The 19,561-nt window shown below is 63.1% G+C and carries 18 protein-coding genes and 1 tRNA gene; 11 read left to right on the forward strand and 8 right to left on the reverse strand.

Annotated elements, in window-relative coordinates; translation table 11 throughout:
* Positions 1-9: 9 nt before the first annotated feature.
* From truB to SINAR_RS0128280, 5 genes are all read left to right on the forward strand, one after another.
* Positions 10-945 carry a tRNA pseudouridine(55) synthase TruB gene (truB, locus tag SINAR_RS0128255; RefSeq protein ID WP_028002206.1) on the forward strand — a complete coding sequence of 312 codons (936 nt, stop codon included), beginning with the start codon at positions 10-12 and terminating at the stop codon, positions 943-945.
* 344 nt (positions 946-1,289) lie between these two features.
* Positions 1,290-3,008 (forward strand): sensor histidine kinase, encoded by a 1,719-nt coding sequence (locus SINAR_RS0128265; protein WP_028002207.1) that lies wholly within the window; start codon positions 1,290-1,292, stop codon positions 3,006-3,008.
* A 234-nt stretch (positions 3,009-3,242) separates the two neighbouring features.
* The gene (gene rpsO, locus SINAR_RS0128270) at positions 3,243-3,512 is read left to right on the forward strand and encodes a 30S ribosomal protein S15 (RefSeq protein ID WP_012067643.1); all 270 of its coding nucleotides are present in this window, start codon (positions 3,243-3,245) and stop codon (positions 3,510-3,512) included.
* Positions 3,513-3,880: 368 nt separating this feature from the next.
* Positions 3,881-6,025, forward strand: coding sequence for a polyribonucleotide nucleotidyltransferase (gene pnp, locus SINAR_RS0128275; protein WP_028002208.1), 2,145 nt, complete (start codon positions 3,881-3,883; stop codon positions 6,023-6,025).
* An 81-nt stretch (positions 6,026-6,106) separates the two neighbouring features.
* On the forward strand, positions 6,107-7,123 hold the full coding sequence (locus tag SINAR_RS0128280) for a class I SAM-dependent methyltransferase (protein WP_028002209.1): 1,017 nt from the start codon (positions 6,107-6,109) through the stop codon (positions 7,121-7,123).
* A gap of 222 nt (positions 7,124-7,345) precedes the next feature.
* Here the strand turns inward: SINAR_RS0128280 and fabI are convergent, their stop codons facing one another.
* The 3 genes from fabI to fabA are packed head-to-tail and all read right to left on the reverse strand — an operon-like array spanning position 7,346 to position 9,942.
* The gene (fabI, locus tag SINAR_RS0128285; protein ID WP_028002210.1) at positions 7,346-8,152 is read right to left on the reverse strand and encodes an enoyl-ACP reductase FabI; all 807 of its coding nucleotides are present in this window, start codon (positions 8,150-8,152) and stop codon (positions 7,346-7,348) included.
* A gap of 4 nt (positions 8,153-8,156) precedes the next feature.
* Positions 8,157-9,377, reverse strand: coding sequence for a beta-ketoacyl-ACP synthase I (fabB, locus tag SINAR_RS0128290; protein ID WP_028002211.1), 1,221 nt, complete (start codon positions 9,375-9,377; stop codon positions 8,157-8,159).
* 49 nt (positions 9,378-9,426) lie between these two features.
* Positions 9,427-9,942 carry a 3-hydroxyacyl-[acyl-carrier-protein] dehydratase FabA gene (gene fabA / locus SINAR_RS0128295; protein WP_028002212.1) on the reverse strand — a complete coding sequence of 172 codons (516 nt, stop codon included), beginning with the start codon at positions 9,940-9,942 and terminating at the stop codon, positions 9,427-9,429.
* A gap of 376 nt (positions 9,943-10,318) precedes the next feature.
* On the opposite strand from fabA, the gene irrA reads away from it, so the two are divergent.
* The gene (gene irrA / locus SINAR_RS0128300) at positions 10,319-10,741 is read left to right on the forward strand and encodes an iron response transcriptional regulator IrrA (protein ID WP_028002213.1); all 423 of its coding nucleotides are present in this window, start codon (positions 10,319-10,321) and stop codon (positions 10,739-10,741) included.
* A gap of 20 nt (positions 10,742-10,761) precedes the next feature.
* On the opposite strand, the gene SINAR_RS0128305 is transcribed toward irrA, so the two are convergent.
* Together SINAR_RS0128305 and SINAR_RS0128310 are read right to left on the reverse strand one after the other, a co-directional pair.
* Positions 10,762-11,397: a trimeric intracellular cation channel family protein gene (locus SINAR_RS0128305; RefSeq protein ID WP_028002214.1), complete on the reverse strand. Its 636-nt coding sequence runs from the start codon at positions 11,395-11,397 to the stop codon at positions 10,762-10,764.
* Between the two features lie 63 nt (positions 11,398-11,460).
* A complete protein-coding gene (locus SINAR_RS0128310) occupies positions 11,461-12,249 on the reverse strand; it encodes a YdcF family protein (RefSeq protein ID WP_028002215.1) in 789 nt (262 codons plus the stop codon).
* On the opposite strand from SINAR_RS0128310, the gene SINAR_RS1000000137225 reads away from it, so the two are divergent.
* Both SINAR_RS1000000137225 and SINAR_RS01000000133955 read left to right on the forward strand, forming a co-directional pair.
* On the forward strand, positions 12,248-12,415 hold the full coding sequence (locus tag SINAR_RS1000000137225) for a hypothetical protein (protein ID WP_158500206.1): 168 nt from the start codon (positions 12,248-12,250) through the stop codon (positions 12,413-12,415). The two genes, SINAR_RS0128310 and SINAR_RS1000000137225, sit on opposite strands and share 2 nt — an antisense overlap.
* On the forward strand, positions 12,412-12,840 hold the full coding sequence (locus SINAR_RS01000000133955; protein ID WP_050577562.1) for a cupin domain-containing protein: 429 nt from the start codon (positions 12,412-12,414) through the stop codon (positions 12,838-12,840). Before SINAR_RS1000000137225 ends, SINAR_RS01000000133955 begins: the two co-directional genes overlap by 4 nt.
* A 41-nt stretch (positions 12,841-12,881) precedes the next feature.
* Here SINAR_RS01000000133955 and SINAR_RS0128320 read toward each other — a convergent pair.
* Positions 12,882-12,957 (reverse strand) — tRNA-Ala (locus SINAR_RS0128320).
* Positions 12,958-13,203: 246 nt separating this feature from the next.
* Positions 13,204-13,593 (reverse strand): TIGR02300 family protein, encoded by a 390-nt coding sequence (locus SINAR_RS0128325; RefSeq protein ID WP_028002216.1) that lies wholly within the window; start codon positions 13,591-13,593, stop codon positions 13,204-13,206.
* A 284-nt stretch (positions 13,594-13,877) separates the two neighbouring features.
* Here SINAR_RS0128325 and aroA point away from each other — a divergent pair, with 284 nt between their 5' ends.
* From aroA to rpsA, 3 genes are all read left to right on the forward strand, one after another.
* The gene (gene aroA, locus SINAR_RS0128335; protein WP_028002217.1) at positions 13,878-15,248 is read left to right on the forward strand and encodes a 3-phosphoshikimate 1-carboxyvinyltransferase; all 1,371 of its coding nucleotides are present in this window, start codon (positions 13,878-13,880) and stop codon (positions 15,246-15,248) included.
* Positions 15,245-15,883: a (d)CMP kinase gene (gene cmk / locus SINAR_RS0128340; protein WP_028002218.1), complete on the forward strand. Its 639-nt coding sequence runs from the start codon at positions 15,245-15,247 to the stop codon at positions 15,881-15,883. The genes aroA and cmk overlap by 4 nt, the downstream gene beginning before the upstream one ends.
* Before the next feature lie 164 nt (positions 15,884-16,047).
* On the forward strand, positions 16,048-17,754 hold the full coding sequence (rpsA, locus tag SINAR_RS0128345) for a 30S ribosomal protein S1 (protein WP_028002219.1): 1,707 nt from the start codon (positions 16,048-16,050) through the stop codon (positions 17,752-17,754).
* 108 nt (positions 17,755-17,862) lie between these two features.
* Here rpsA and SINAR_RS0128350 read toward each other — a convergent pair whose 3' ends face one another.
* Positions 17,863-19,428, reverse strand: coding sequence for a hypothetical protein (locus SINAR_RS0128350; RefSeq protein ID WP_150823899.1), 1,566 nt, complete (start codon positions 19,426-19,428; stop codon positions 17,863-17,865).
* Positions 19,429-19,561 lie beyond the last annotated feature (133 nt).

The raw sequence follows: 19,561 nt of genomic DNA on the forward strand, positions 1-19,561 counted from the left end.
AACAGAACAATGTCCAGACCCCGCAAACCAAAAGGCCGCCCGATTTCGGGGTGGCTGATCCTCGACAAACCGCTCGACTTCGGTTCGACAGAGGCCGTGTCCAAGATAAAGTGGCTCTTCAAGGCGCAGAAGGCGGGCCATGCCGGCACGCTCGATCCGCTCGCCTCCGGCATGCTGCCGATCGCGCTCGGCGATGCCACGAAGACCGTGCCCTATGTCATGGATGGCCGCAAGGTCTATGAGTTCACGGTGGCCTGGGGCGAGGAGCGCTCCACCGACGACCTCGAAGGCGAAGTCGTCCGCTCCTCCGCCTTACGCCCGACGGAGGAGGCGATCCGCGCCCTGCTGCCGAAATATACCGGCCTGATCGCGCAGGTGCCGCCGCAGTTCTCGGCAATCAAGATCGGCGGCGAGCGCGCCTATGATCTCGCTCGCGAAGGCGAGACCGTCGAGATCCCGGCGCGCGAGGTCGAGGTTTTCCGTCTCTCGCTCATCGGTTCGGCGCCGAACCTCGCCCACTTCGAAATCGAATGCGGCAAGGGCACCTATGTCCGCTCGATCGCCCGCGACATGGGGCGCGATCTCGGCTGCTTCGGGCATATCGCATCGCTGCGCCGGACCTTCGTCGCCCCCTTCGGCGAGGAGGACATGGTGCCGCTGGCCGATCTCGTCGCGTTGGAGAAGGTCGAGGATGATGCGGAACGTCTCGCCGCGCTCGACGCGTACCTGATCGAGACGGGAGAGGCTCTGTCCGACCTGCCGCATGTCGCCGTCAATGACGACCAGGCGCACCGCCTCAGGATGGGCAATCCGATCATCCTGCGTGGTCGTGACGCACCGCTGCCTACGCCCGAAGCCTATGCAACCGCTCAGGGCAAGCTCGTGGCGATCGGCGAGATCGCCGAGGGCGAGTTCCGGCCGAAGCGAGTTTTCGCTACCCAGTAATTGTGCTGGTCGAAAACCGATCTTGGGCGTTTAGAGCGGGATGAGCAGAAGTGCGCAGCGGTTTTCCGTCCGGAACTGCGGCGGAACAAAAGGGTGGAGCATTGCCGCGATTCGGAGAAAGGCGGAAATGCTCAAGAAGCGATCACGGTTCATGACTTTAGGTCGCTCCGATCTAAATCGTCGTGATCTGAAGTCGAGCGGTGCGGCCAGGCGGCGTATACTCGTTGTGCTCTGAGGCTCGCCTTGTCATTCTGGGCCTCCCGTCAGCGGGGGAGGGCCGAGCGGCCCGGAAGCACGAGGCATCTCTCGGGCAATGCGGCAGAGGTCGGCAAGAGGCGGTACATATGGTCGAAGCGTCAGAGAAGGGCAAAGAAGATGCTTCATCCGGCAACCTGCAGGCCGCCGCCGGTTTCGTCCGCGACTATCTTCGTCGGCCGTTCAGCTTCTACCTGATCTCTCTGCTGCTGATCGCAATCGTACCGCCCTTCATCTTTTCTTTCGTGATCCTGCAGCGCAATTTGGATGCGCAGAGGGAGGAAGTGACGTCGCTGCTGCGAGCGTCTACGGGGTCGGTCACACGCATCGTCGAGCGCGAGGTCGATGGCATGCTGACGACGCTTCGGGTGCTGGCGAAATTCGGCGCTGTGGATCTGTCGGACATGCGAGGCCTCCATGAACGGGCATCGGTCGCGTTGTCGGACACCGATTCCCACCTGATCATCATCGACAGCAACCACGATCTTCTCCTGAACACCCGCGTTCCGTTCGGCACGTCCCCCGGGCGGGCGTCGGACCCGGAAGTCGACATCGCCCTGCAGAGTTCCGCGCCGCTCGTTTCGGGCGTGTTTTCCGCCGAGGTGGGCCAGGGCTGGGTCTTCACGGTCTATCTTCCGGTCACGGCGCCGGATGGGAAGAAATATCTGCTGGGCCTCAGGCAGGATGCCGAACAGATGACGAGGGCCGTCAACCGCGACACGCTCTCGCCCGGGTGGAATGCCGCGCTTGTCGACGCCAAGGGTAAGGTTATCGTTTCCTCGGATACGTCGGTGAAGACGGGCGCGCCGTTCTTTCTTGACGAGCTGCCTGCGATCAGCATCGGTGTCAGCAATACCAGTGCCGGCGGCGTCGACTATCGCGTCGCCTCGGAATTTTCGGTGGTTACCGGCTGGCGCATCGTCGCCTGGGCACCAAGCGAAATCGTCGATAAGCCGATGTTGTGGTCGTTCCTTTGGCTGTCCTTCGGCGGGATCATCTTCGCAAGCATCGCGGTCGCCGGTTCGCTGACCATTGCGCGGCTGCTCACGCAGGGCGTGAGGCTGCTGGCCATGGATGCCCGGCGGCTGGGGGCGGGCGAGCCGGTCGAACCGCGCCGCTACATGATCACCGAAGTCGAGGCGGTGTCGACCGCCCTCGCAAGCGCTGCGACGGCCCGCACCAAGGCCGAAAGCGAAATCCGCCTTCTGATGCGGGAGGTCGCCCACAGGGCGAAGAACCAGCTTACCGTCATCCAGTCCATGCTTGCGCAATCGGCCGGTTCGGCGGACGAGCCGGCGGAATTCGTCGAGGCTTTTCGCAAGCGATTGGCCGGTCTTGCGCGCTCGACCGACCTCATGGTGGCCAACGCGGCGAGCGGAGTCGACTTCCGTGAACTGGTGCGCAACCAGCTTCAGCCGTTCATGCCCGCCGAATCGGAGCGCGTCGTGCTCAGCGGACCTGCCCTGCGGCTGGACGCGCAGATGGCGCAGACCCTCGGCATGGCGCTGCATGAGTTGGCCACCAACGCCATAAAGCACGGGGCGCTCGCCAACCAGACCGGCATTATCAGAATCGAGTGGTCGGTGTCGGAGGGCGCGATTGATATCCGCTGGCGCGAGAGCGGCGCCGATGTCGCCGCGCCTTCGGGGCGAAAGGCCCGCAGGGGGTTCGGCACGGTGGTGCTGGAGCGCATGCTCGGCATGGCGCTTCGGGCGGAGCTCGAAAGGACCATGCATGCCGACGGCATCGAATGGCGGATACGAATCCCCAGCGGCGAGGATGCCGCCGCGGGCGAGGCGGATGGCTGAGGGGAGATCCTTCGTCAAACCACCTGAAATGGAAGCGGGAGCATCCATGCGCAATCGGAAGTGACGGTACGGGCAACCCCGTGCCGCACGCGGTTTCATGACCCTTTCCTTTTGGAACGGTTTCGGTTATAGGCACGCCAGCGATAGGCGCCGCCTCTTCGTGCGAACGGCCGCAGCTGGACGACATCCCGGCTGCCGGCGACCCTCAAATCCTCGGAACGAAAGGATCAATCGATGTCGGTTACTGCAGAGCGCAAAGCTCAGATCATCAAGGAATTCGCAACGGCCGAAGGCGACACCGGTTCTCCGGAAGTCCAGGTTGCAATTCTGACGGAACGGATCAACAACCTGACCGAACACTTCAAGGACCACAAGAAGGACAATCACTCCCGACGTGGCCTTCTCGCGCTGGTTTCCAGCCGTCGTTCGCTTCTCGACTATCTGAAGAAGAAGGACGAGGCGCGCTACACCAAGCTGATCGGTGCCCTGGGCATCCGTCGCTAAAGGACTGGTCCGGCGGGTGCCTCGGCAACCCGCCGGCTTTTTTTCTGCAGCCCGTGCGCTCTTCAAACGCGCAGGGGGTTACTGTACAGGGCGCCACAGCGCCGCGCGTCTTATCGGGCGCGCAACCGTCCAGCGGACCGGATGGGCCGGGATCGCGGATCAACCAATGGCCCGTCATGGGGCAGGATTGCAGGATGCTTCGGCGCCTGCTTGCCGAAGCGGCTGCTGCACGCAGCGCGGCAAGCGGTATGCGGCCGGTTTTCTTTGAAGCCTCCCGTTGTCTTGCCCGTGATGCGCCACCAGGCGGTTTTGAGATCGCCCGCGCTTTTATGAGCCGCGGAAGGTCTGCCGCACACGAAGGACAGAACATGTTCGAGACTCACAAGGTAGAAATCGAATGGGCTGGGCGTCCGCTCAAGCTCGAAACCGGAAAGATCGCGCGTCAGGCCGATGGTGCCGTTCTCGCGACCTACGGCGAAACCGTCGTGCTCGCCACGGTCGTTTCGGCGAAGGCACCGAAGCCGGGCCAGGATTTCTTTCCGCTCACCGTCAACTATCAGGAAAAGACCTACGCTGCCGGCAAGATTCCCGGCGGCTATTTCAAGCGTGAGGGCCGCCCCAGCGAAAACGAGACGCTGGTGTCGCGTCTGATCGACCGACCGATCCGCCCGCTCTTCCCGGAGGGCTACAAGAACGACACCCAGGTCATCATCACGGTCATGCAGCATGACCTCGAGAACAACCCGGACGTCGTCGCGATGGTTGCGGCATCCGCCGCATTGACGCTTTCCGGCGTTCCCTTCATGGGTCCGGTCGGCGGTGCCCGCGTCGGCTACATCAACGGCGAATACGTTCTCAACCCGCATCTCGACGAAATGGACGAGTCGACCCTCGACCTCGTCGTCGCCGGCACTCAGGACGCCGTGTTGATGGTCGAATCCGAGGCCAAGGAGCTTTCTGAGGACGTCATGCTCGGCGCCGTCGTCTTCGGTCAGAAGGGCTTCCAGCCGGTGATCGACGCGATCATCAGGCTTGCCGAAGTCGCCGCAAAGGAGCCGCGTGAATTCGAGCCGGAGGATCATTCCGCTCTCGAAAACGCGATGCTTTCGATCGCCGAAGAGGATCTGCGCAACGCCTACAAGATCACCGAGAAGGCGCTGCGCTATGCCGCCGTGGATGCGGTCAAGGCCAAGGTAAAGGAGCACTTCCTGCCGGAGGGCATCGAGAATCCGGCCCATACGGCGGAAGAGATCGCCTCGGTCTTCAAGCATCTGCAGGCCAAGATCGTTCGCTGGAACATTCTCGACACCAAGAGCCGTATCGACGGCCGCGATCTCGTGACGGTACGCCCGATCGTCGCCGAAGTCGGCATCCTGCCGCGCACGCATGGTTCGGCGCTCTTCACCCGCGGCGAGACTCAGGCGATCGTCGTCGCGACGCTCGGCACTGGAGAAGACGAGCAGTACGTCGATTCCTTGACAGGCATGTACAAGGAAAACTTCATGCTGCATTACAATTTCCCGCCCTACTCGGTTGGTGAAACCGGCCGCATGGGCTCGCCGGGCCGCCGCGAAATCGGCCACGGCAAGCTTGCCTGGCGCGCGATCCACCCGATGCTGCCGACGGCGGAACAGTTCCCCTACACGCTGCGCGTCGTGTCCGAGATCACCGAGTCCAACGGTTCGTCCTCGATGGCGACCGTATGCGGTACCTCGCTGGCGCTGATGGATGCCGGCGTGCCGCTTGCCAAGCCCGTTGCCGGTATCGCCATGGGCCTGATCAAGGAAGATGACCGCTTCGCCGTTCTGTCCGACATCCTCGGGGACGAAGATCATCTCGGCGACATGGACTTCAAGGTCGCAGGCACTGCCGCCGGCGTCACTTCGCTGCAGATGGACATCAAGATCGCCGGCATCACCGAAGAGATCATGAAGGTCGCGCTGGATCAGGCCAAGGACGGTCGCGTTCACATCCTCGGCGAAATGGCCAAGGCGATCTCCGAGAGCCGCGGTCAGCTCGGCGAATTCGCGCCGCGCATCGAAGTGATGAACATCCCGGTCGACAAGATCCGCGAAGTCATCGGCTCCGGCGGCAAGGTCATCCGCGAAATCGTCGAGAAGACCGGCGCCAAGATCAATATCGACGACGACGGCACGGTCAAGATCGCGTCGGCGTCCTCCAAGGAGATCGAGGCCGCCCGCAAGTGGATCCACTCGATCGTCGCCGAGCCGGAAGTCGGCCAGGTTTATGAGGGCACCGTCGTCAAGACGGCCGATTTCGGCGCCTTCGTCAACTTCTTCGGCGCCCGTGACGGCCTCGTCCATATCTCGCAGCTCGCTTCCGAGCGCGTTGCCAAGACCACCGATGTCGTCAAGGAAGGCGACAAGGTCTGGGTCAAGCTGATGGGCTTCGACGAGCGCGGCAAAGTCCGTCTTTCCATGAAGGTCGTCGACCAGGCGACCGGCAAGGAGATCGTTGCCGAGAAGAAGGACGGCGGTGAAGCCGCCGAATAAGCCGGCCTCGGCTGAAAACCATTCAGGGCGCGGAGCGGATCGCTTCGCGCCCTTTCTTGTGACGAAGAACGGAATCGAACCATGAGCCGCGACGCGCTGAAAACACTGTTCCACCCCTTTGCCACCGGGGTCATCGATCCGCCGGGAGAGGGCGAGCGGGTGCTCTTCCTCGGTGCCGAGGCGGGTTACCGGCTGCCGGAAGGCTTTGCCGCGGAAGTCTCCGCCGTACAACCGCTCAAGTCCCTCTATCGGGCTCTTACGGCAGTGGGCGCCGACGTGGTGCCGGTTGCAGCCGGCGAGGACTACGACGCTGCGCTCGTTCTCTGCGGCAAACACAAGGGCCGGAACGAAGATCGCATTGCGGAGGCGTTGAAACGCACGCGTTCCGGCGCGCTGATCGTGGTTGCCGGCGGCAAGGAGGATGGCATTCAGTCGCTGCGCAAGAGGGTCGACAAGTTCGGCTGGGATGGCGACGCAATGCCGAAATATCACGGCGTCGCCTTCTGGTTCACGCGGCCGGAAGACGTCGCGGAAGCCATTTCGGCGCTCGCCAAGGTCCCGGTGCGCGTCGACGGTCAGTTCGAGGCTGCGCCCGGCATGTTCTCGCATGACCGCGTCGATGCCGGCTCGGAACTGCTCGCCTCGCGCCTGCCGCGCGATTTTACCGGCCACGCGGCGGACTTCGGCGCCGGCTGGGGTTATCTCTCGGTCAAGCTTGCCGAGGCTTCGCCGAGCCTCAAGGGCATCGACCTGTTCGAAGCGGATTTCGAAGCTCTGGAGGCGGCCCGCTCAAACATGGCAGCGAATGCGCCTTCGACGCCGGCCCGTTTCTATTGGCACGATCTGACGGCGGAAGAGGCTCGTGACAAATACGACCTTATCGTCATGAATCCGCCGTTCCACGAAGGTCATGCAGCCGAGCCGGCGCTCGGCGCGGCGATGATCAAGGCCGCCGCCAAGGCGCTGAAGCATGGCGGCCGGCTGATGCTTGTCGCCAATCGCGGACTTCCCTATGAGCCGGTCCTGGCGGAGAGCTTCAAGGAAATCGGCGAGACCTGCCGCAATGCGCGCTTCAAGGTGCTCTGGGCGAAGCGCTGAATCGGTTTACTCGGGTCGTTCCTCCCCTTATCCGGCTGCCGCCGCCTTCTCCCCGCTCGTGGGGAGAAGGGAATTGCGGCGTCCGCTCAGACCCATTGGCCGCCTCGGAAGGGGCTTCGATGGAAGAAGGGTGCGCGGCCAAGCATGCGGGTGTTCCCTCGCCCCGCTTGCGGGGAGAGGTTAGGGCAAGGGGCAAGGTCGAGCGGACGTCGCGAGCCTTCCTTATTCCGCGTCGGCGATCCGCAATGCCTCGAGCGTCGGCATCGAAGTGATGTTGTAGCCGGAGTCCACATAGTGGATTTCGCCGGTGACGCCGCGCGAGAGATCCGAGAGCAGATAGAGTGCGGAACTGCCGACGTCTTCTATGGTGACGGTTCGGCGCAAGGGGGAGTTCTTCTGCTGCCAGGACAGCATGGCGCGTGCGTCGGAAATGCCGGCGCCGGCGAGCGTCCGGATCGGACCGGCCGAGATCGCATTGACGCGGATACCGCGCACGCCGTAATCCGCTGCCAGGTAACGCACCGAAGCCTCGAGCGCCGCCTTGGCGACGCCCATGACATTGTAGTTCGGCATGACCCGCATGGAGCCGCCATAGGTGAGCGTCAGCATCGTGCCGCCTTCGCTCATCACCTCAGCCGCGCGTCTGGCGATCTCGGTGAAGGAGAAGCAGGAGATCACCATCGTGCGGCTGAAATTCTCCCGCGTCGTATCGGCATAGAGGCCCTTGAGCTCGTTCTTGTCCGAGAAACCGATGGCGTGGACGACGAAATCGAGCTTGCCCCAGCGCTCCTTTACGGCAGCGACGACGGCATCGACGGAGGCGATGTCCTCGACGTCGCAGGGAACGAGGAAGTCGGAATTGACCTCTGCAGCGAGCGGTTTGACCCGCTTTCCGAGGGCTTCGCCCTGATAGGTGAAGGCGAGTTCGGCGCCCTGAGCCGCGAGAGTCTTGGCAATCCCCCAGGCAATAGAATGGTTGTTGGCGACACCCATGATGAGGCCGCGCTTTCCGTTCATCAATCCGTTCATCGTGTTATCCGTTGTAGCGCTGGAAGACCAGCGTGGCGTTTGTGCCGCCGAAGCCGAAGGAGTTTGAAAGGATCGTGTCGATCTTTGCATTGTCGATGCGCTTGCGGACGATCGGCACGCCTTCGAATTCGGGGTCGAGTTCGGTGATGTGAGCGCTTTCGCCGATGAAACCGGCCTGCATCATCAGGAGGCCATAGATCGATTCCTGCACGCCGGCGGCGCCGAGCGAGTGGCCGGTCAGCGATTTCGTGGACTGGATGTGCGGCATCTTCTCGCCGAAGACCTCGCGGATGGCGCCGATCTCCTTCTGATCTCCGACCGGCGTCGAGGTGCCGTGGGTATTGACGTAGTCGATCTCGCCCTTAACCGTGGCGAGCGCCTGACGCATGCAGCGCACCGCGCCTTCGCCCGAAGGCGCGACCATGTCGTAACCGTCCGAGGTCGCGCCGTAACCGACGATCTCGGCGTAGATCTTCGCGCCGCGATTTTTGGCATGCTCCAGTTCTTCGAGGACGAGAACGCCGGCGCCGCCGGCGATGACGAAGCCGTCGCGGTTCGCGTCATAGGCGCGCGACGCGACCGATGGCGTGTCGTTGTACTTGGACGACATGGCGCCCATGGCATCGAAGAGGTTGGACATGGTCCAGTCCAGATCCTCATGACCGCCGGCGAACATCACGTCCTGCTTGCCCCACTGGATCATTTCGGCGGCATTGCCGATGCAATGTGCCGAGGTCGAGCAGGCCGAAGAGATCGAGTAGTTGACGCCGTGGATCTGGAACCAGGTCGCAAGCGTGGCCGAAGCGGTCGACGACATCGCCTTCGGCACCACGAAGGGACCGATCCGCTTCGGACTGTTGTTCTTGCGGGTGATCTCCGCCGCTTCGACGATCGCGCGCGTAGAAGGGCCGCCGGAACCCATGATGATGCCGGTGCGCTCGTTGGTGATGTCGCCGGTCTCGAGCCCGGAATCGGCGATCGCCTGCTTCATCGCCACATGGTTCCAGGCGCCGCCCTGGGACAGGAAGCGCATGGCGCGGCGGTCGACGAGATCTGTCGGATCGAGGGTCGGGGCTCCCCAGACCTGGCACTTGAAGCCGTGCTCGGCGAAGTCCGGAGAAAACGTGATGCCCGACCGCGCATCGCGGAGCGACGCGGTGACTTCGTCGGCGTCGCTGCCGATCGAGGAAACGATGCCGAGGCCCGTTACAACAACCCGTCTCATGTCAGATGACCTTTTCTTCGATTGGAACCTTGCGGGGATCGCCCGCAGTTCAGTCGGCCTTTTCCTGGAAGAGGCCGACCCTGAGATCGGTGGCCTTGTAGATCGTTTCGCCGTCGGCTTTCATCCAGCCGTCAGCGATGCCAAGAACCAGACGGCCGCGCATCACGCGCTTGAAGTCGATACCGTATTCTACCAGCTTGGTCTTCGGCGTCACCATGCCGGTAAATTTCACCTCGCCGGTGGAGATGGCGCGGCCCTTGCCGGGCTCGCCGAGCCAGCCGAGGAAGAAGCCGGTCAATTGCCACATGGCGTCGAGACCGAGGCAGCCGGGCATGACGGGATCGCCCATGAAATGGCAGGGAAAGAACCAGAGATCCGGCGTGATATCGAATTCGGCGCGCACGTAGCCCTTGTCATGGGGGCCGCCGGTTTCCGAAATGTCGGTGATGCGGTTGAACATCAGCATCGGCGGCAGCGGCAGCTGCGCGTTGCCGGGGCCAAACATTTCGCCTCGGCCGCAGATCAGGATTTCCTCATAGCTGAAGCTGGATTGTCTGGTGGTCATGAATGGTTGCTTCCCGAGTCTATTACGTGTTCTCCGACCTGCTTTAGTGCAAGTTCGGTCTGATTTGAAGCGCAGCCTGTCATCCGCGGCTGCGAAGCGGGCTGCGGCGCGTGACGTTCCAAGTAGAGCGGCGTGCGGGCGCAGGAAAGCTCTCGCAGAGTCGCCGAACCGCTCCGAATGGTGACATCATTTCGCGCTCGCTTACAGTATGAATGTGGCGACGACCAGAGTTAAATGCCCGACGTCCCCCGCTTTAGGCTGATTTTCGGGCCTCTGCAGCCTTCGCACGTGCGGAATCTATTGAAAGCCCGGGCGTCAGAAGTTATATCGCAAACTGATAATCCACGATCCCGCAGGTATATCGGAACGGCTGCTGATGACGAAAGCAATGCACATGTCCTCGCAGGAGAGGCTGCGCAATTCGGGTTTGCGCCCGACGCGTCAGCGCGTCGCGCTGGCCGACCTGATCTTCGCGAAGGGCGACAGGCACCTGACGGTGGAGGAACTCCATGAAGAGGCCGTCGAGGCCGGCGTTCCCGTTTCGCTCGCAACCGTCTACAACACGCTCCACCAATTCACCGAAGCCGGCATGATCCGCGTTCTCGCCGTCGAAAGCGCCAAGACCTATTTCGACACCAACGTCTCGGATCACCACCATTTCTTCATCGAGGGTGAAAACGAGGTCCTCGACATTCCGGTGAGCAACATTCACATCGATAACCTCCCCGAACCGCCCGAGGGCATGGAAATCGCCCATGTCGACGTGGTGATCAGGCTGCGCCACAAGACCGGGCGCTGAACCGCCACAGCTCCCGCGCGTCACATCACGTCGTCCGGGTCGCGGCCGGGACCCGCCTTGCCGGTAGGCAGCGTCCAGCCGTATCGAAGCGCGCCGCCCCGCACGGCAAAGGCCGTAAGCACGCCGAGTGCGGACGTCACTGCCAGAGGCAATCCGGCTATGCTCGCCAGAACGAAGGCGCCGGCGCCTATGAGAGCGGCGCTGACGTAGATCTCCGGCCTGAGGAGGACGGAAGGCTCGCCGGCCAGCAGATCCCGCAGAACCCCACCGAAGGTCGCCGTCAGGGCGCCTGTGACCAAAGCCACGATCGGCGACCCCGTCGCCGCCAACCCCTTCGCCGCACCCATCACGCAATAGGCCGAAAGGCCGAGCGCATCGAGCCAGACGAGCATCCGATAGCGGGATTCGAAGAGGTGAGAGGTAAGAAACACCACGACGGCCACCGCCGCGCAGACGATGATGAAGTTCGGGTTCACCACCCAGAACACCGGCGTCGCCCCGAGGACGAGGTCCCGCATCGTCCCGCCGCCGATGCCGGTCGCGGAAGCGAGAAACAGATAACCGATGATGTCGAGCTGCTTGCGGGAAGCCGAAAGCGCGCCGGTCGCCGCAAAGACTGCGACGCCCGCATAGTCGAGGAATTCGAGAATCGGCATGGGCGCTCCGCTCTGCTGCAAGTCTCCTTTAGCCGCAATCTATAAAAGAAAACATGCAGTCCGCTACCGCGGCAGCAGCGTCTGCGTGCGGCCAAGGAGATAATAGGCAACGAGCCCGGTCCACTCCTTGGCGGCCGTCGTCGCCAATTGCGCATTGAGCGAAGGCTGGGTGAAATCGAGGCCGAGCCGCACCTGGCCGCTCGTGCGGTAATCGGTGGGCCAGGGGGTGACCTCGATGCCGTTTGCGCGAAAGAGGCCGATCGAGCGCGGCATATGGTAAGCCGAGGTCACGAGCGCGCAACGCTCGAGCCCGTTCTTGGCGAGCAGATCCCTGGTATAGCGCGCGTTTTCGAAGGTCGTCCGCGATTCTCCCTCGCGGATCAACCGGCCGGCGCCGATGCCGAAGGTCCCGAAGAACATTACCGAGGCATGGGCGTCGCCCTCGTAGATGCCGCTCAGAGACCCATCTCCACCCGAAACGAGGATGCGTGCGTCCGGATAGGCCCGCGCGAGCCTCAAGGTCTCTACGAAGCGCTCGGCAGCCTGGTTCAGCTCCATGCCGCCGCGGCTCGCCATCACCACGTTCTCGAAGGCGCCCCCGAGCACGATGATGCAGGCAAGTTCCGCGGGCTCCCGTGAGGGGCGGGGGAAGCGATCCTCGAGAATCTGCAGGAAATAGGAGCCGGCGGTGGTGAAGAGAGTGATGAAGAGGACGGCGAGCCCCAGGGCACTGAAACTGCCGCCGGTGCGGCGGAAGCGGCCGAACATGAGCAGCACGCCGACGAGCAGCGCGAGAAATGCGAAGGACAGCGGCTGGGCGACGAGCCAGAAGATTTTCGAGACGAGGAACATGAGACCGTTCTTCCGGGGAGAAATTAACATTTCGAAAATCGCGGAAAATAGAAAGAGCGCAGTCGCCGGGATGAGCCTGCCGCCTGATCCTTTTTGGTATCTGCTCGATGCCGGCGGCCTGCCGTATAATTCGGCTGTCCGCCAACAAGGGGAGGAGAACCCATGAAACGGATTTGCGCGACCACGACGTGCCTGGCTGTGCTGACCGCCTCGACGGCATTTGCCCAGGACAACCCGCTACCGGAGGGCTTCGAAACGCAGCCGCTCGTCAAATCGAGTGTGAGCCGAGACAACGAGCCGATCGCCTATCCCGCCGGAAAGCCCGAGATGATCTCGGTCATCGGCACTCTGGCCAAAGGCGGCCGGACGGCCCTGCATGAGCATCCGGTACCCGTATACGTCTATGTTATGGAAGGCGAAGTGGAAGTAAGAACAGAAGGCAAGGAGCCGCACCGCTACAAGGCGGGCGAAGCGTTCATTGAAACGCAGAACCGCAGGCATCAGGCCTTTAATGTGGCCGATGCGCCGAGCAAGATACTCGCTGTCTTCATCGGCGAGCAGGGCACGCCAACAACTGTCGCGGCCAAATGATCGGTTGAGGGAACGTGACCTCTGAGGCCTGAAAGAAATTTTGGTGGAGCTAAGCGGGATCGAACCGCTGACCTCTTGCATGCCATGCAAGCGCTCTCCCAGCTGAGCTATAGCCCCATCAGGGTCCGGCTTGGCCGGTCCGGGAAGATCGCCCGGCATGTTGTGCCCGGCGAGTGGCGGCTTATTACTTCTGCTTCGTGCAGATGGCAAGCCGAAAATTGAGGCCCGGTGCGATTTTATTTTTCGGTTCCGGACGGATGCCCCGGTGCCGAGCGCGCTCGGCGCTGGGGCGGTTTTGTGGCTTTTTTCGAGACGCTTGCGGGCAAGCATGCGGGCGGGTATCCGCCCGCGCCGCCATGCCGGTCAGACGTCTTCGTCCTCGTCGGAGACGCCGATGATGTCGCTCATGTCGTCGTCATCGTCCTCGTCGTCGGTCTGGAGGAAGGTATCGTCGTCGTCGCCCTCGATCTCGACGTCGTCGTCGCCGAGATCCGGCAGATCGTCGCCGCCCGACGCCTCGTCATCGGCATCCTCGAGCGAGACCAGTTCGACTTCCGTGTTCTCGGTATCGACTTCCGTTACCTCTTCCTCTTCTTCCTTCTCGAGCACCTTGGCGACGGAGCTTTCCTCGAAGAAGGACAGCGGATAGGACTTGCCCGTGTAGGGGGAGACGATCGGATCACGGTTCAGATCGTAGAATTTGCGCCCCGTTTCAGGGTCGATGCGCTTTGTTCCAAGTTCCGGTTTTGCCACAGTCAAAGCCTCTTGAATGGCCGGCGAGCCGGCTCTTGCCGGAAAGCCGGCGGTTAGAAAGATGTCAAGCTTATGATGATTAGCCGGTCCCCATAATCATCTTGACGAGCTCTGTCAAAGATAAACTTCCGCGAGCTCCGGTCATGAATTTCTTCGCAGCGGGAGGATGACCCATTTCGCGCATTGTGTTAGGGAGCCGGCGAGACCGGCGGTCCGCCATCAACGCGCCGGAGAGCATCACCTTCCGCGCCCGCCGTCAGCCGGATTGTCAGAGGAAAACCACCATGTCCCATGGCTCGAACCCGCGGCCCGCCACCGCACGCAGATCTTCCGACCTCAAAGGCACGGTGCGCATTCCGGGTGACAAGTCGATCTCGCACCGTTCCTTCATGTTCGGCGGCCTTGCCGCGGGCGAGACGCGCATCACCGGCCTCCTCGAAGGCGAAGACGTGATCAATACCGGCAAGGCCATGCAGGCGATGGGCGCCCGGATCCGCAAGGAGGGCGACACCTGGATCATCGACGGGGTGGGGAACGGCGCGCTGCTTGCCCCCGAGGCGCCGCTCGACTTCGGCAATGCGGGCACTGGCTGCCGGCTGACCATGGGTCTTGTCGGCGTTTATGATTTCGATTCCACGTTCATCGGCGACGCCTCCCTGACCAAGCGGCCGATGGGCCGTGTGCTCGACCCGCTCCGCCAGATGGGCGTTCAGGTGAAGTCGGCGGAAGGCGACCGGCTGCCGGTGACGCTGCGCGGGCCGAAGACGGCGAACCCGATCATCTATCGCGTGCCGATGGCGTCTGCCCAGGTGAAATCCGCCGTGCTTCTCGCCGGCCTCAACACGCCCGGCATTACGACTGTGGTCGAGCCGGTGATGACCCGCGACCATACGGAAAGGATGCTGCAGGGCTTCGGCGCCGATCTTGCGGTCGAGACCGACGCGGAGGGCGTGCGCACCATCCGTCTCCAAGGTCGCGGCAAGCTGACGGGCCAGGTGATCGACGTGCCGGGCGATCCTTCGTCCACGGCGTTTCCGCTGGTTGCCGCGCTCCTCGTGCCGGGCTCGGACGTCATCATCTTCAATGTGCTGATGAACCCGACCCGCACCGGCCTTATCCTTACCCTGCAGGAGATGGGGGCGGACATCGAAGTTCTGAACCGTCGCCTTGCAGGCGGTGAAGATGTGGCCGATCTGCGCGTGCGCTATTCGGAGCTCAAAGGCGTGACGGTGCCGGAGGAACGCGCGCCGTCGATGATCGACGAATATCCGGTGCTTGCCGTCGCCGCCGCCTTTGCAGAAGGCGCAACCGTGATGAACGGGCTCGAGGAGCTTCGCGTCAAGGAATCCGACCGCCTGTCCGCGGTGGCCGACGGCCTGAAGCTCAACGGGGTGGATTGCGACGAGGGCGAGGCATCGCTCGTCGTGCGCGGCCGGCCGGGCGGCAGGGGCCTGGGCAATATTTCAGGCGGCCAGGTGAAGACCCATCTCGATCACCGCATCGCCATGAGCTTCCTCGTCATGGGACTTGCCTCGGAACATCCGGTAACGGTAGACGATGCGACGATGATCGCGACCTCCTTCCCTGAGTTCTTGGGCCTGATGACGGGCCTGGGCGCGAAGATCGAAGAGGCAGAGAGCAAGGCAGTCCGATGAGCTTTGTAATCGCCATCGACGGACCTGCGGCTGCCGGCAAGGGCACGCTCTCGCGTCGGGTCGCCGAGCAATACGGCTTCCATCATCTCGACACCGGGCTCACCTATCGCGCAACCGCCAAGGCGCTGATAGACGCCGGATTGCCGCTCGACGATGAGGCAGTGGCCGAGAAGGTGGCCCGCCAGGTCGATCTTTCCGGTCTCGATCGTGCCGTGCTTTCGGCGCACTCGATCGGCGAGGCGGCCTCGAAGATCGCCGTCATGCCGGCGGTGCGCCGTGCACTGGTCGAGGCGCAGCGAGCCTTCACGCGGAAAGAGCCGGGGACGGTCCTCGACGGGCGCGATATAGGCACTGTCGTCTGCCCCGATGCGGCGGTGAAGCTCTATGTCAGCGCGTCGCCCGAGGTTCGGGCGAAACGGCGCTATGACGAGATCGTCGCCGGCGGCGCGAAGGCCGACTACGCCGCGATTTTCGAGGAGGTGAAGAAGCGCGACGAGCGCGACATGGGACGTGCCGACAGCCCTTTGAGACCTGCCGAGGACGCACACTTGCTTGATACTTCCGAAATGAGTATAGAGGCGGCATTCCAGGCGGCGAAAACGCTGATAGACGCCGCCCTGAAAGAGAAGAATTGAAGAGGGCTTGATCCCGGCTGCGGCCGGTCTCCTTCTTGAAGATAGCCTGAAATTCCGTCCACGCGCCGGATTGCTCCATGACAGGAGCGGACTGGGTTCAGGCCTGTTCAACACCAGCCCCCGGCGCATATGCGTCTCCGGCAGGAGATGCAGCAGGAGATTATATGACTGCAACCAACCCCACCCGTGATGATTTCGCCGCGCTTTTGGAAGAGTCCTTCGCCAAGACGGACCTCGCCGAAGGCTATGTCGCCAAGGGCATCGTCACGGCGATCGAAAAAGACGTCGCAATCGTCGACGTCGGCCTGAAGGTCGAAGGCCGCGTACCGCTGAAGGAATTCGGCGCCAAGGCCAAGGACGGCTCGCTCAAGGTCGGCGACGAAGTCGAAGTCTATGTCGAGCGCATTGAAAACGCACTCGGCGAAGCTGTTCTGTCGCGCGAAAAGGCTCGCCGCGAAGAAAGCTGGCAGCGCCTGGAAGTGAAGTTCGAAGCCGGCGAACGCGTCGAAGGCATCATCTTCAACCAGGTCAAGGGCGGCTTCACCGTCGATCTCGACGGCGCCGTGGCCTTCCTGCCGCGTTCCCAGGTCGACATCCGTCCGATCCGCGACGTGACGCCGCTGATGCACAACCCGCAGCCCTTCGAAATCCTCAAGATGGACAAGCGCCGCGGCAACATCGTCGTTTCGCGCCGTACGGTTCTCGAAGAGTCCCGTGCCGAGCAGCGTTCTGAAATCGTTCAGAACCTCGAGGAAGGCCAGGTTGTCGAGGGTGTCGTCAAGAACATCACCGATTACGGTGCGTTCGTCGACCTCGGCGGCATCGACGGCCTGCTGCACGTCACCGACATGGCATGGCGCCGCGTCAACCATCCGTCGGAGATCCTGAACATCGGCCAGCAGGTCAAAGTTCAGATCATCCGCATCAACCAGGAAACCCACCGCATCTCGCTCGGCATGAAGCAGCTCGAGTCCGATCCGTGGGATGGTATCGGCGCGAAGTATCCGGTCGGCAAGAAGATCTCCGGTACCGTCACGAACATCACCGATTACGGTGCATTCGTCGAGCTGGAGCCGGGCATCGAAGGCCTGATCCACATCTCCGAAATGTCCTGGACGAAGAAGAACGTTCACCCCGGCAAGATCCTGTCCACGAGCCAGGAAGTAGACGTGGTCGTTCTCGAAGTCGACCCGACCAAGCGCCGCATCTCGCTCGGCCTCAAGCAGACGCTCGAGAACCCGTGGCAGGCATTCGCGCATAGCCATCCGGCTGGCACGGAAGTCGAAGGCGAAGTCAAGAACAAAACCGAATTCGGTCTGTTCATCGGCCTCGAAGGCGATGTCGACGGCATGGTCCACCTTTCCGATCTCGACTGGAACCGTCCGGGCGAGCAGGTCATCGAAGAATTCAACAAGGGCGACGTCGTCCGTGCTGTGGTTCTCGATGTGGACGTCGACAAGGAGCGCATCTCGCTCGGCATCAAGCAGCTCGGCCGCGATGCGGTCGGTGAAGCTGCCGCTTCCGGCGAACTGCGCAAGAACGCCGTCGTTTCGGCCGAGGTCATCGGCGTCAACGATGGCGGCATCGAGGTGAGGCTCGTCAACCACGAGGACATCACTGCCTTCATCCGCCGCGCCGATCTCTCGCGCGACCGCGACGAACAGCGTCCGGAGCGCTTCTCTGTCGGCCAGACCGTCGATGCGCGGGTCACCAACTTCTCCAAGAAGGACCGCAAGATCCAGCTGTCGATCAAGGCTCTGGAAATCGCGGAAGAGAAGGAAGCCGTCGCTCAGTTTGGCTCTTCCGACTCGGGTGCTTCGCTCGGCGACATTCTTGGCGCTGCGCTCAAGAACCGCCAGAACAACGAGTAATCGTTGTCCGATCTGAAATGACGAGCCCGCGGAGAGCGATCTCCGCGGGCTTTTTCAGTCGAGACGCGAGATGCGGGCGGACAACCGCACCGCTTTGCTTATCCCTCTCTAAGCAAGGCCGCCGAGCTTTCGGTAGAGATCAAAGGCGTCAGCGACCGGTTGCTCTTCAGCCTGAGCCCTTTCGCCGCCCGCCGCATTTTCCTGCTGCCGGTCGTCGTCTTTTCGTTCTCCCTCGTCATCCCTCGAATCCCTTTCCGCCTCGCTCTCGCTTTCGCGCTCGCGCCGGTCCACCTCATCGGCATCGCTTTCTTCCGCCGGCGGGTAAGGAACCAGGGCGAAGGGAACCATTTCGCGCGGAAGCCCGCTTTCGGGAAGCCGGGCAAAGCCCTGCGGCATGACCACGTCCTCGCCGGCCTTCCGTCCTGGATGAGGAGGGGGCATGTCGGGAAGCGTTGCACCCGGTTCTGCGTCGGGAGCGACATCCACCGGCGGTTCGCCGCCGGCTACGGCGCTTCTCATCGCGCCGGTGGTCTCCAGCGGCGGCGCTGCCGCCTTGCTTTCCGGCGGCGGGAGCACGGCCGTTCCTGTGCCTCCGGCTCCGGCCGCTTGCCAGCCCTTGCTCGTTCCGGGCAAGGGGAGGCTGTCGCGGATGATCGCCTTCACGGTCTCCGCCGCCGTTTGCGGCGCGCGCCCGGCGCTCTGCACCCTCACCCGTGGCATATCGTCCTCCCCCGTGGAGTGCGGCGCGCCGTCGGCGCCCTCGAAGCCTCGGTTGCCGGGGGGACTTTCAGCGCCGGGTTTTGCGCCTGCAGCCTTGCCTTCGCCGGTCGCGGCTCTTGCATCCTCCAGTACCGCGCGCACACTCCGGTTCAGGCCAGCCGCCTGAGTACCGCGCGCAGCCGGCGGTCCCCCCGAACCCGCTTCGTTTTCCGGGAGCTTCTCATCGGAGCCTTCCACCGTGGCGGACAGCGTTTCCGGTGTCTTTCCCTCAAGGGCGCCTGTTGCAGTACTTCTCGTTGCAACTTCTGCATTTCTCGGCGCTTGAGGCGCGTTCGCTGGCGTCCTCGGCGAGCGTCCCGGCTCGGCCGGAACCGCCTCCTCCCGTGCCGCACCCGTTTGTGTCGTCTCGATATGAACGCCGTCCATGTCGCCGCCGTAGACTTTCTTGAACATCGTCTGCAGGAGCGCGAGCTCGCCGGGGAGGGATGCCTTGGCGCCGGGGTGCGGCGCCAAGGGCGGAACGCGCGCAGGCAGGGGCAGACTGCGGAGCGGGGTTCGGTCCGGTGGGATCGCGCCTCGGCGGTCAGCCGGCATCGTCGCCGCAACGGCGACACGCCGCGCGAGGCTGCGCGTGGACAATTGCCTCTCCAGAAGCAGGCGTTCCGGCATTGGCAATGCCTCGATAAAGCCGGTCAACCGCCGAATGAAGGCGCGTCCGGTCTCCCGCGGCAGGGGCGGAAATTTGAGGATGAGCGCCAGGTCTTCGACAAGCTTCACCAACGCGTCCTTGGAAAGGACCTCCTTTCCGGAGAGATGACGGGTCAACGCATCGAGGATCTTCTGGATCGCCTCGCTCCGTTCTGCGGCCGGCAGCGGGTGGCGCGGGACCCGCGTCGTCTCTTCGGCAGTTGCGACGGCGGTCCTGATGGCGACAATGGCGGGCAGCATTCCGATCTCCAGTTGCCGGGCGGCAGTCGTGCCGAGCTGCGCTCGCCTTTGAACGTCCTTTTCTCGTTGGAGGGCGCTTCATGCGCGTGGCGGCCAAGCCGCAGACATCGACCCGGAAAGAGCCAAAAATCACCCTTGC

The sequence above is a fragment of the Sinorhizobium arboris LMG 14919 genome (assembly GCF_000427465.1).
Classification (GTDB): Bacteria; Pseudomonadota; Alphaproteobacteria; order Rhizobiales; family Rhizobiaceae; genus Sinorhizobium; species Sinorhizobium arboris.